Below are 12,383 nucleotides of genomic sequence, written 5' to 3' on the forward strand. Positions count from 1 at the left end.
GAGCTCCGCTTTTTGGAAGACCAGGTCGACCTGATGCAGGACATAGCCGATGATTACTATGCCCTGTTCCGCTCGGCTTACGAAGAGCAGATCATCGACCGCTTTATCGTCAATTTGACCAAGCTTGATTCCCTGGCGCGGTGCAGCGACCAGGCAAACGGTGTAAAATCGATTGAATGCATCCAGATTCAGATCGAACTTGCCAATGCCCGTGAGAAAAAGGCGCAAATCCAGAGTCGTTACCGACAGCAGGCGACGCGCTTTAAGCAGCGGCTCCGTTTGGGCGTCGAGGATTCGCTCATTGTAAGGCCGGAGATCGTCATGAACGGCCCGATCTCGATTAATCTCGAGGAAGCGCTCAACTATGGATTTTCCCTGCAGCCGCGGCTGCGTCTTCTCGAAATTACGCAACGCCAGAACGAACTCGATTTAGAGAGCGTCAAGGCATGGAACGCTTTTCGCGTCAATGTCGAAATGACCTACGGCCTGGAAAAACAGAACGAGCGCTTCAACGAGCTGTGGAGCGCCTACGACAACAGTTATTCGGCGACCATCAATGCCTATGTGCCGCTGTGGGATTGGGGGCAACGGCAGGCGCGCATAGAAGCGCAAAAAATCACCATTCAAAAGACCGATCTATCGATCGAAGAGGCCAAGTCGCAAATCGAATCGGAAATCCGCACCGCCGTTCAGAATGTGCAGGAATATCAGCAGCGGGCCTCGAGCATGGCTGAGAATTTAACTATGGCCCAAGAAATGACCGAGTACAACCTCGCGCAATATGCAGAGGGCCGAATTTCGCTGCAGGATTTGCTTCAGGTGTTGAACCGCCAGAGAGAGACCGAGACCAATTATCTGGAAGCTGTTTTAGGCCTCAAAAAATCGCTCCTGACGCTGATGTTCAACACCTATTACGATTTCGAGCATCGTATTCGACTTTTGGACAAATATCGCTCATAGGGAATCGGTATGGCCGGGACCATTTTCTCCTTTTCCGGAGAGTATTTTAGCGGCCGAAAGATGCTGTTGTGGATGATGCTCTTTCTCGTCGGCGGCCTTTTAAGCGGCGATCTTGCCCGACAGATCGATCTGCAGGGGGAATGGCGATTCGAAATTGGCGATAATTTGGACTTTGCTCTCCCCTCCTTCAATGACGCCAAGTGGTCTCGCGTCCAGGTGCCGGACGCATGGGAAAATCAAGGCTTTCCGGGTTACGACGGTTACGGCTGGTACCGAATCTCCTTTGTCATGCCGGGTTACCTGCGCAATAAAATGCTCTTCTTCAAGCTCGGCCAGATCGACGATGTCGATCGGGTCTATTTTAACGGCCACCTGATCGGCGGTCGGGGCGACTTTCCGCCGCGTTACAGCACCGCCTTTAATGTCAACCGCGTTTATCAAATTCCCACCGCTCTGGTGCAGTTTGATCGTAAAAACACACTTGCCGTACGGGTCTTTGATCTGCACGGCAGCGGGGGTATCGTGCACGGCGAGGTGGGTATTTATACAAATGAGGAATTTCTGCCTCTGTTCATCGACCTAAGCGGTCCATGGCGATTCAAGGCGGGCGACGATACGCAATTTGCCCTGAAAGACTTTGACGATACGGTTTGGCGTACCATCATTGTCCCCTCTTTTTGGGATCAACAGGGGTTTTCCCAAGCCGGAGCCTATGCATGGTATCGCAAATCCTTCTATGTGGACAATTTCGGCAGTAACGACAAAATGATACTCGTCCTTGGCAAGATCAAAGAAATGGACCAGGTTTTTTTCAACGGGCGGCAGATCGGTGAAACCGGCATATTTCAAAGCGACTACAGCAACGGTTCGGTCAAATACCGGGATCAGGAACGCGCCTATTTTATTCCGCCGGATCTCATTCAGAAGCACAGCATGAACACCATTGCCGTCCGTGTTTACGATGCCGAAGGCTGCGGCGGAATTTACAGCGGCTTTGTCGGCCTTTGTACGCGCGAGGAATTTCTGCGCTACACAAAACGGAAAAAATAAGCCCGCACCTCGTCCGCGCATTCTTGTTCGGCTGCCCGCTTGGCGAATAAGAGGGCTGTAGCTTCTGTTAATATCTGCGGAAAAGGCCTCAAAAAAATGGGGAAGCACAATGGGTGAGCTGAACAAAAAACCTTACCTCGACGAGCTTCCTTCTCGCCGGCAAACTAAAATTTTGTACGATCGCTGCCGACCGCAGTACGAAGCGGCAGCCGCAAAAATCAGCCGCAAAATTCGCAGGCTGCTGCATCGCCGTCGGCTGAACGTCCTGATACGCCTGCGCGTGAAAACCTTCGACAGCTTTTTCGGCAAAATCATACGCCTTTATAATGAAGGGCGTCGTGAAGGCTTGGCCATCAGCGACCTCATCGGCATCCGCATCATCTGCCCCTTTCTCGGCGACATCGAAACCGTAAAGAATCTGCTGCAGCAGCACTTTATCGTTCTGGAGATAGAGCACAAAGGCGCCGCCCACTCGTTTCGAGAATTCGGCTATGAGTCACTCCATTTACTTCTCAAACTTCCAGACGGTTGGATTACCGAGTCGATCCCTTATGCTCAGGACACCTGCGAGGTTCAGATCCGCACCAAATTGCAGGACGCCTGGGCCGAAGTAGAGCACGAGCTGATTTACAAAGCTGATTATTCGTTGCTGAATGAGCCGATCAAACGCAAATTGGCCATGCTCAACGCCGGTCTGTCCCTGGCCGACACGATCTTTCAGGAGATTCGCGACTATCAACGCATACGACAGACGAAAGAGGAAAAACGTCGGGCCGCCATACTCTCGGCGATGGAGGCCATGCACAAGGCGAACCCGTTCCGCGAAGAGAACAACGCAAACGGCAACCCCGGCGCCACTGTTTTTCTGCCGGTCAATTCGCTCGATCGGCTTTTGTTTCAGGCACTCGACGCTCATGCACGGCAGGATTATCATCGCGCCTTCAGCCTCTATTCGCAGATCATCGAAAAATGTCAGGACCGAAAAATCTGCAGCGTGATCTATAACCATCGCGGCACCATTCATTTGGCGCAGCAACAGTACGGACAAGCGATCAACGATTTCACCCGCGCCATTCAATTCAACCCCCAAAATTTCCGCGCCTATAACAACCGCGGCCTCTGCTACCGCATGCTGAAAAAGTACGATCGCGCCCTTGAAGACTTTGAGTCATCTTTAGAGATTGAGGCGCTGCAGACCGATGCCTTTTTGGGGCGGTCGCAGGTCTTTTTTGATCTGGGCGATTTTTGCAAAGCGGCCGAGGAATGCCGTAAAGCCTTAAATATCGACCCTCAATTCGCGCCGGCGCAGCGTTTTCTGCAGATTATTCAGGCTAAAATGTTCGAAAAGCAGGAGGAAAAGTGAATCTCTACGGCTGGATCATCCTGGCGGCGCTGTTGATAGAGACCGCTGTCCAGGCCATCGCCAAACTCCTCAATCTGAAAAGCATGACCTCGCCGCCGCCGGAAGAACTGTCCGACGTTTACGACGGCGAAGCATATCGAAAATCGCAGGCATACGAACGAGCTTCCGCCCGTCTCGGATTGACGGCTGCAGCGACGGATCTGGTCATTTTACTCGCCTTTTGGTTTCTGCAGGGATTCGATCGGCTGCAGCAGTTGGTCGAGTCTTTCGGCTTGAGCGTGATCCCTTCCGGTCTCATTTATATCGGCATTTTGGCCGCTGCAAAATCTTTGCTCGATCTCCCATTCGACGCCTACGCAGTTTTTGCCATCGAAGAACGCTTCGGCTTTAACCGCATGACGGTGAAAACATTTTTATTGGATCGTCTGAAAGGGGCGTTCCTGGGGCTCATCATCGGCGCGCCTTTGCTGGCAGCCGTACTCTTTTTCTTTGACTCGTTAGGCGGCTCGGCCTGGCTCTATGCCTGGATGCTGGTAACGTTCGTTTCCATTCTTTTGACCTTTTTGGCTCCTTCGCTCATCCTGCCGCTGTTCAACAAGTTTACGCCGTTACCGTCCGGCGAACTCTATGATTCGATTTCGAGGTATGCGCAATCGGTCAACTATCCGCTGCAGGGGGTTTATGTTACGGACGGCTCCAGACGCTCCACCAAAGGCAATGCCTATTTTATCGGCTTCGGCAAAAAAAAGCGCATTGCCCTTTTCGATACGCTGATCGAAAAGCAGTCGCCCGACGAAATCACGGCAGTGTTAGCGCATGAGATCGGTCATTACAAGAAAAAGCACGTCTGGATCAATCTGCTGATCCATTTCGTTCACAGCGGGTTGCTCTTTTTTCTCTTGTCGCTCTTTTTGCGGCACAAACCGCTTTACGAAGCCTTTTTCATGCAGTCGACGCCGATCTATGCCGGGCTTGTCTTTTTTGGAATGCTCTATTCCCCCGTCGAATCCCTTCTCGGCATTTTCCTAAATGCCTTGTCGCGTCGGCAGGAATTGGCGGCCGACCGCTATGTTGCCCAGACATTGCCGCAGGGATCGCTTTTGCTGATTTCCTCACTCAAAAAATTGGCCGCCGACCATTTGGAAAACCTCACCCCCCACCCTTTTTACGTTTGGCTGAACTACTCCCATCCGCCGCTGCTGCAAAGAATTCAGGCGTTAAAGCAGGCTGCATTGACCGGCGAAAGTTCATCTCGTTGAAAAAAGACCGAGATCGGGATTAGGAATAAAGCGGATGCGGCAAGCCGGCAATTCTTAGATTTTGAACTTTAGCGCCTTTTCAGCGCAGGCATTAATGCAGTCTCCGCATGCATGACAATCGGGGCGAAGCTTTTTTTGCGCTAATATGGCGGGAACGGTCGGGCAAGGGCTTTTTTTAAGGCATTGGCCGCAGTCGGTACAAGCCTGCTTATCGAGCCGCACCCGAAAGAAGGAAAACTGTTCGAAAATCCAAGTCGCCAAACCCATAGGGCAGACCGCATAACAAAACGGCCGATAGAAAAACAAGCTGCTCAACACAAGCAGGAGAGGAACGAAGAGGACCCAGTTCCATTGCCAATGCAAAAGGTGGAAGGCATTGATATATTCGTAAAGAGAAAACCCCAACGTAAAAAGAAAAACGATAAACAAAACCAGCAGCGCAATTCTTATTGTCTGGGTGATTACAAAAGGCAGGGTTCTTTTTTGCTTTTTCACGATCGGCAGACGATAGAGCAGCTCCTGCAAAGCGCCCAAGGGACAAGCCCAGCTGCAAAAGCCCTTGTTGGTGATGACCGAAAGCAAAGCAATTAGAGTAAAGAGAGAAATAAAGATAAGAGGTACAGCAGCACTGCGCTTTAGAAACATAAACGGTTTTTCGATGATGCACATCGGGCTGGGGTGAAGGCCGAAACCGGCGGTCCATTCTCCTAAAGGCAGCACATACAGAACGCCCAACACAAAAAACGTCGCAATCTGTAAAAGGATTCTAGTCCGCCGGGACAGGCGAAAGGTCGAAATCAGAATCGTGCCCGCTAAAGCCGCTAAAAGAAAGAAAAAAACCTTTGGCGAATTCCAGAATGAAAAAAACTTGAATGCATCTGCTCCGGCAAAGAGTGGGGATGAAACAGCGAAAAAGCCGATCAGCAAACCTTTTCTTCTCATAGGGGTTTACCTTTTATCATTGAACGATTCCGAGACTGTGACAATCGTAATCGGGGTTGAATAGGGTTTTGGGGGCAATCCGAACCGCTCTGCTAAAAAAGGCGCCATAAGAAAATAGTCAAGAGCGGCCGTAATATGGTGAATGTTTTCTTTTGGCAAAGAATAGGTCAGCGTTCTGGACTCTTTCGGCTTTAATCGCTGATCCGCGCGCAAAGGAACGCCTTCCCAGGGCGCTGTAAGGGCATCGGCGTCGTCCGCCGCATACAGTCGCGCAAAGAGCGCCTTGGGATCTTCAAATGGGGAATTGTAATAGTTCTGCCATACTATTCCGCCGGCGTCATCAAAAGCCTGAAGACGTAATGCAATCAAGCGCAAAGGCGAGCCGCCGGGAAGAGCATGGCCGGCCGTGCGGTTGCTCACCCTGACCGTAACAACGAGCTCATCCGTTGAAGGAGCGAGCGTCATCTGCAGATCGGCGCAATTGCGCAGGATCTCGGCATTATAAGCGCCGTAGAACACATGCGTATGCACCTCACGGATCTTGCCCAATTCAGTCGTTTTGCCTTCCATGACCGGCATGTGGCAGTCCTGACAGGTGACCCCTTTCGCGGCGAATTCGCTTTTCCGATATTCCGTTTCGCTGCTGCAGACCGTATTTTTATTCTTTTCTTTTCCGCCGTGACAGCTCAAACAGGATTGGGAAGAGACAAGAAACTTGGAATAGACGGATTTGTGGCTGACGGGTACGGCATCTTTATGGGGCGAAAGCTTGACGTTGCCGGGAATGACCTCCCATCCGCCGCTTTTTACCGGCTTGGCGGCATGGCAGACATCGCAGTTGATGCCTTCGACCATCAGCTTTCGGGCGTCATAGTCATTCAACCCCATCTGCCCGATGGGCTGGTGACAGACGTCACAGGATTTGACCTCCCTACCCTTGACCCGCTCTCGGACCAGCCGATAAAGAGGGTTCTTTTCGATGCCGGATGATGCATGGCGCGAAACCTTCCATTCAGCCGCGGTTTGCGCATGGCAGTCCTGGCATGTTCGATAGGATTCGATCGTTTGGCCATAAAGTCCTTGAAAGCCGCCGATGCACAGCCATACCAAACATAACCGGAACTGCATGTAACCCTCATTCAATTAGGTTGTTTGGACTTTATTTTTTTATAAACATCCTCGGCTGCATCGGCCAGCAGAAATCCCAGCAAGCCTCCCCATAACGTGCTGAACAGCGGATTGCTCTGCAGCGGGCAGGCTCCTGTTCGGCAACCGATCAGGGCGTAATAGGCATAACCGCCGGCCGCGCCGATGAGAATGAAAAGCACCTTCCAATATTTCATAAGATCCTTTCCTGTTTTGGTGAAAAAACAGGAAAGGCAAGCATCAATACTTGCCTTTCCAAATTAACAATCCGTCGCTTGAAAATCAAGCGCAAAGCTGTGCGGAATCAATTGCCGCAGCAGCAGCCGCCCGCGCAGCTTCCGCCGGTCGGGACATCAAAAGATGCGGAGCCGATGGATGACGCACAGGCCGAAATCATCCGCTGCGGCTTTTCAGCGCCGCAGCGCGGGCAGGTGAGCTTGGAACCGTCGTCGCTCATTCGTTGCAGCACATCAAAACGATGGCCGCAGGAGACGCATCGATACTCATAAATGGGCATGATTACTCCTCACTTGATTGTTTATCCTGATTCGAATTCTTTTCTTTGGCATCTTCACCCGGAAGACCGCAGGCCGGAGACATTCAGGTCGGCACGCCCAGTTTAGGCAGCACAAAGCGGCTCAGCAAAAACCAGCCTGCAAAGATCAGCACAATTTCGATATATTCCATTACCGGCCTCTTTTTTACCTAAGGTTTGATGCTCTGGCATTTGGAAAGTTTCAGAATAGTTGCAGGCTATCGGGGCGGGCAAATGCCAGCTCTTTAGGAAAACTTGCTTTTAAAGTTGCCGGCACTATCGGCGGCATTTTGAAGAGGTCATGCATCAGTTGAAAAGCATTCAGCGTCGCCTGGCCGCGAAAGTGATTGTTAAAGATGACGATGGTCGGCGCCTTTTCGGCCATGTTCCTAATCCGCTCCTCCCACTCTTTCAACTCATCCTCAGAATAGAGATAATTATAGCGGTCGTCTCTGCCGGCGTCCTGTCGAAACCAGTTTGCGCGATTGCGTCCGTGCAGCCGCACGTAGGCAAAGGGCGCCGTAACCTCGTCGGAGGGCACAATGGACTCGCCGATGACCGGCTGATCGATATTGACAAAGGCAACTCTATTTTGCCGCAGCAGATCATACACCTGCGGCGTCTGCCAGCTGCCATGGCGGAATTCGACTGCGCAGGGGTAAGGCCGAAATATCGCAAGCAGCTGTTCCAACCGCGCCAATGATTCCGGCGAATATTTGAACGACCAGGGGAACTGCAAAAGCACCGCCGCCAATCGCTCTCGTTCGGCCATGGGTTCGAGGCAGCGCATAAACTGCACCGTCTCTGCCGAGGTTTCAGCCGACTGGTGAGTGAATCCCTGCCAAGCCTTGACGCAAAATTTAAAATCGCGGTGTTCGACGGTTTGCAGCCACTTTTGAACCATAGAAACAGGCGGAATACGATAAAATGTCATGTTGACTTCGACAACAGGGAAAAAGCGCGAAAGGTATTCGAGTTGAGAGAAATTTCGGGGAGGGTTGGGCGGATAAAAGACGCCTTTCCAATCCGCGTAACTCCAACCTGCAGGACCAATGAGCACGGGATGCATAGCAGTTCAAAGGGGCAAGCGAACCGGCTCGCTTGCCCCGAAAGGTTATTTTTTCTCAGGCGGTTGGAAGAAAGCCCTCAGCATTTCGATGGGCAGCGGGAAAATGATCGTCGAGTTATTTTCTGCGGCTATTTCATTCAAAGTCTGCAAATAGCGAAGCTGCAGCGCCTGGGGATGCGTGGCGATAATTTCGGCGGCGTTGGCCAGGGTCTGCGAGGCCTGGTATTCTCCCTCGGCATGGATGATCTTGGCGCGGCGCTCACGTTCGGCTTCGGCCTGGCGCGCCATCGCCCGCTGCATTTCGGCCGGCAGGTCGACGTGCTTGATCTCCACCATGCTCACTTTAATGCCCCACGGATCGGTTTGGGCATCGATGATCTTTTGCAGCTGGTGGTTGATCTTGTCACGTTCAGCCAACAGATCGTCCAGTTCGGCTTGGCCGAGAACGCTTCTCAGCGTCGTCTGCGCCAACTGCGAAGTGGCAAACAAGTATTCTTCAACCTGTACAATCGCCTTTTCCGGTTCGATGACGCGGAAATAGAGCACGGCATTAACTTTAACGGAAACGTTATCCTTGGTGATGATGTCCTGCGGCGGAACATCCATAACGATGGTGCGCAGGCTGACCTTGATCATTCGATCGACGAAAGGGATGATGAGAATGAGTCCGGGACCTTTTGCCCCTGCCAGTCGCCCCAATCGAAAGATGACGCCCCGCTCGTACTCCCGCAATACTTTTACGGAGCTCATCAGCAAGAGTATGGCTAAAAAGATAATGACGGTGACCGGTGAAATCATGTTATGCCTCCTGTTGTTCATTGGATTATGCTGCTTTTTCCACTTTCATCAGCAGCCCTTTAACGGCAAGCACGCGGATCGGCTCGCCCTTGAATATTTTTTCTCCGCTGTTTGCCTGCCAAATCTCTCCCCAAACCTGCACTTGACCGGTTTTACCCGGCTCAAGGTCCGAGAGCGCAACGCCGGTTGCACCCACCATGCCTTCCTTGACTGTGGTGGGCTGCGTTAATCGAGTTTTCAGAGCCATTCCCAAGGCAAAAATGAAAAATGCCGCGGTAAACAGAGCAAAGGTCAGAGCGATTCTCCAATCAACCCGCAGCGAAAAACCCGGCGTCTCCTCGATCAGCATAATGGAGCCGAGAAACATGGCGGTAATTCCTCCGATGGTCAAAATGCCGTAACTGGTCACTTTGCTTTCGAGAACGAAAAGAACCAATGCGAAAAGAATCAGCAAGATGCCGGCGGTGCTGACCGGCAGCGTCTGCAACGCCATAAACGCAAGGATGATCGATATGCCGCCGGCCACGCCGGGGATGATGGCGCCCGGATTGGACAATTCGAAAAAGAGACCGTAAATGCCGAGCATCAACAAAATGTAGGCAATGGTCGGATTAGATATCCGATAAAGCAGCCGATTCCGCCAATTCATGGAATGAAAAACGATCTCTGCATTTGCGGTCGAGAGCGTCTTTTTCCGGCCTTCCCGCAGTTCTACCTCGCGTCCGTCGATCATTTTTAAGAGACTGTCCTGAGTCGGCGCGATCAGATCGATGACGTTTTTCGCCAGCGCCTCTTTCTCGGTAATCGATACGCTCCTGCGCACGGCCTGTTCGGCCCAGTCGGCGTTTCTGCCACGCTTTTCGGCAATACCTCTGGCCCAGGCGGCCGTGTAATTTTCCACCTTCTCCTTCATGACCTTTGAGCTGTCCTCTTGCCCGCCGATGCCGACCGGGTGGGCCGCTCCGATGTTGGTCCCTTCGGCCATGGCGGCAATATGACAGGCCATGGTTACAAAGACTCCGGCCGAAACCGCCCCGGCGCCGCTGGGAGCAATGTACATAATTACCGGCACATCGGCGTCCATAATGGCTTTGACGATCGATTGCGTGGCCTGAAGCAGTCCGCCGGGGGTATCCATTTGGATGAGCAGCGCTTCGTAACCGCCCGCCTCTGCTTTCTTTAGATTGTCGATAAGATAATGCGCCGAGAGCGGGTTGATGTCGCCGTCTATCTCGATCTTTAGAATGCGCGGCTGTGCGACCAAGGAGACAGAAAGCATTAATATTAAAAGAATCAAGAACCGCATGACCATACCCTTGTCAATTTGTAAAAAAGTAGGAAAAGCAACGCTGAAAAGCAACGCATTTTAAACACATTCGACTTAACACGCAACGCACGGCTTATATTCTAGAAACTTTTACTTGACAATTAAGGGGAATTTTGTCAAATTGATCTTGCCTGTGAGCGACAACACGTAAAAGAACCAACACCTATAAATTGGGAACTCAGCTCTGGGTGTGTATTACAAGCCTCATAATCCCGCAAGGGATCTCGTGGAAGTAAAAAACATTCAGGCGGTGCCCACCGTGTCAGAAGGGTTCTTTTGAACCGTCTTCGCGCTCACAGGCTTTTTTATGGCCTGTCGTTCTTTCCGTCTTGAGTGAATCTCATTGTTTCTTTGATTCCCCCCAAAAAGGTTTTGCTTTTTCACCCGTCAATAAATACTCAGTCGATCCAAGCTTCGGTATTGTACCGCTTCGCTGACGTGATAAGGCAGAATGCGGTCCGAGCCGTCCAGGTCGGCGATAGTCCGTGCGACTTTGAGGATGCGGTCGTAGGCGCGTGCAGAAAGCCTCAACTTGGTGATGGCCGCCTTGAGCAGCTCCTGTCCTTGGTCGTCCAACTGACAATAGCGTCGAATCTCCTTGGAATCCATGCGGGCGTTGCAGTACAGATGAGGATGGTCGGCAAAACGCTTTTGCTGGATTTGTCGCGCTTTTTCCACGCGCGCACGAATGACCTCGGAGGACTCGCCTACCGCAGTGCTGCTCAACTCGCGGTAACGTACGGCAGGCACTTCGATGTGGATGTCGATGCGGTCGAGGAGCGGACCGGAGATACGCGACAGGTAGCGCTGAACTTGAGGCGGCGAGCAGGTGCATTCTTTGGTCGGATCGCTATAATAGCCGCAGGGACAGGGATTCATGGCTGCGGCCAGCATAAACTCGGCCGGATAGGTTAGCGACAGCATGGCGCGCGAGATGGTTACGACGCCATCTTCGAGGGGTTGGCGCAGGACCTCGAGCACGTTTTTTTTGAATTCGGGCAACTCGTCGAGAAACAGAACACCGTGATGAGCGAGGCTGACCTCTCCGGGACGCGGTACGGTGCCGCCGCCGATCAGACCGGCATCGCTGATGGTGTGATGGGGAGAGCGAAACGGCCGGGTGGCAATCAGCGCTTCCATCTCCGGCAGCAGCCCGGCCACGGAATGAATTTTAGTGGTTTCCAGCGCTTCGTTGAGCGTCATGTCCGGCAAAATCGTGGGCAGCCGCTTGGCGAGCATGGTTTTCCCCGAACCCGGCGGTCCGATCATGATAATGTTGTGGCCGCCGGCTGCAGCAACCTCCAACGCACGCTTGGCTTGTTCCTGCCCCTTGACATCCTGAAAATCCAAGTGATAAATCCGTTTGCGCGAAAACACGGCCTGCACGTCGACGGTAAAAGGCTCCCGTGGTTCACCGTTGAGAAAGGCAACGGCATCTAGCAATGAGCGTGCCGGAATGATTTCAACTTCACGCACCATTGCTCCTTCGGCGGCGTTTTCTTCCGGAACGACGATGCCTTTGATACTTTGGCGCGCCAGTTCTGCGGCAATGGGAAGAACACCTTTGACCGGACGAAGGAGGCCGTCAAGGCTCAGTTCGCCCACCAACACATAGTCGCCGAGTCGGCTTTTCTCGATTTGGCCGCTTGCTGCCAAAATGCCGACGGCGATCGGCAGATCGAAAGCGGCTCCTTCCTTGCGGATGTCGGCCGGCGCCAAGTTGATGGTGATCTTTTTGATCGGAAATCGAAAACCGGAATTCTTTACCGCCGCCTGCACGCGGTGATTCGATTCGCGGACCGCCCCCTCCGGTAGGCCGACGGTAAAAAATTTCGGCTGCTGACTTTCAAGGTGCGCTTCGACTTTGACGATATAGGCATCGATGCCGAGGACGGCGGCGCTGAGCACTTGAGCAAACATGTTCCCCCTCTTTT

The 12,383-nt window shown here is 52.5% G+C and carries 12 protein-coding genes; 4 read left to right on the forward strand and 8 right to left on the reverse strand.

Annotation, left to right across the window (positions count from 1 at the left end):
* The 4 genes from ONB24_05020 to ONB24_05035 form a co-directional block, all read left to right on the forward strand.
* A partial coding sequence (locus ONB24_05020; GenBank protein ID MDZ7315467.1) for a TolC family protein occupies window positions 1–960 on the forward strand: 960 nt, incomplete at its 5' end.
* Window positions 961–969: 9 nt separating this feature from the next.
* The gene (locus ONB24_05025) at window positions 970–2,010 is read left to right on the forward strand and encodes a glycoside hydrolase (GenBank protein MDZ7315468.1); all 1,041 of its coding nucleotides are present in this window, start codon (window positions 970–972) and stop codon (window positions 2,008–2,010) included.
* A 109-nt stretch (window positions 2,011–2,119) separates the two neighbouring features.
* Window positions 2,120–3,373: a tetratricopeptide repeat protein gene (locus ONB24_05030; protein MDZ7315469.1), complete on the forward strand. Its 1,254-nt coding sequence runs from the start codon at window positions 2,120–2,122 to the stop codon at window positions 3,371–3,373.
* Window positions 3,370–4,632, forward strand: a complete 1,263-nt coding sequence (locus tag ONB24_05035) for a M48 family metallopeptidase (protein MDZ7315470.1) — start codon at window positions 3,370–3,372, stop codon at window positions 4,630–4,632. Before ONB24_05030 ends, ONB24_05035 begins: the two co-directional genes overlap by 4 nt.
* 54 nt (window positions 4,633–4,686) lie before the next feature.
* On the opposite strand, the gene ONB24_05040 is transcribed toward ONB24_05035, so the two are convergent.
* The 8 genes from ONB24_05040 to ONB24_05075 form a co-directional block, all read right to left on the reverse strand.
* Window positions 4,687–5,574, reverse strand: a complete 888-nt coding sequence (locus tag ONB24_05040) for a 4Fe-4S binding protein (protein ID MDZ7315471.1) — start codon at window positions 5,572–5,574, stop codon at window positions 4,687–4,689.
* Window positions 5,575–5,580: 6 nt separating this feature from the next.
* Complete coding sequence (locus ONB24_05045; protein ID MDZ7315472.1) at window positions 5,581–6,702, reverse strand: cytochrome c family protein; 1,122 nt, start codon at window positions 6,700–6,702, stop codon at window positions 5,581–5,583.
* A gap of 11 nt (window positions 6,703–6,713) precedes the next feature.
* Window positions 6,714–6,917, reverse strand: a complete 204-nt coding sequence (locus ONB24_05050) for a hypothetical protein (protein ID MDZ7315473.1) — start codon at window positions 6,915–6,917, stop codon at window positions 6,714–6,716.
* Between the two features lie 107 nt (window positions 6,918–7,024).
* Window positions 7,025–7,237 carry a zinc ribbon domain-containing protein gene (locus ONB24_05055; protein ID MDZ7315474.1) on the reverse strand — a complete coding sequence of 71 codons (213 nt, stop codon included), beginning with the start codon at window positions 7,235–7,237 and terminating at the stop codon, window positions 7,025–7,027.
* 220 nt (window positions 7,238–7,457) lie between these two features.
* A complete protein-coding gene (locus ONB24_05060; GenBank protein MDZ7315475.1) occupies window positions 7,458–8,324 on the reverse strand; it encodes a DUF72 domain-containing protein in 867 nt (288 codons plus the stop codon).
* Between the two features lie 45 nt (window positions 8,325–8,369).
* Window positions 8,370–9,122, reverse strand: coding sequence for a slipin family protein (locus ONB24_05065; GenBank protein MDZ7315476.1), 753 nt, complete (start codon window positions 9,120–9,122; stop codon window positions 8,370–8,372).
* Window positions 9,123–9,147: 25 nt separating this feature from the next.
* Window positions 9,148–10,428 carry a nodulation protein NfeD gene (locus ONB24_05070; protein MDZ7315477.1) on the reverse strand — a complete coding sequence of 427 codons (1,281 nt, stop codon included), beginning with the start codon at window positions 10,426–10,428 and terminating at the stop codon, window positions 9,148–9,150.
* Window positions 10,429–10,836: 408 nt separating this feature from the next.
* A complete protein-coding gene (locus tag ONB24_05075) occupies window positions 10,837–12,369 on the reverse strand; it encodes a YifB family Mg chelatase-like AAA ATPase (protein MDZ7315478.1) in 1,533 nt (510 codons plus the stop codon).
* Between the last annotated feature and the right edge of the window lie 14 nt (window positions 12,370–12,383).

This window comes from candidate division KSB1 bacterium (assembly GCA_034505495.1).
Classification (GTDB): domain Bacteria; phylum Zhuqueibacterota; class Zhuqueibacteria; order Residuimicrobiales; family Krinioviventaceae; genus Fontimicrobium_A.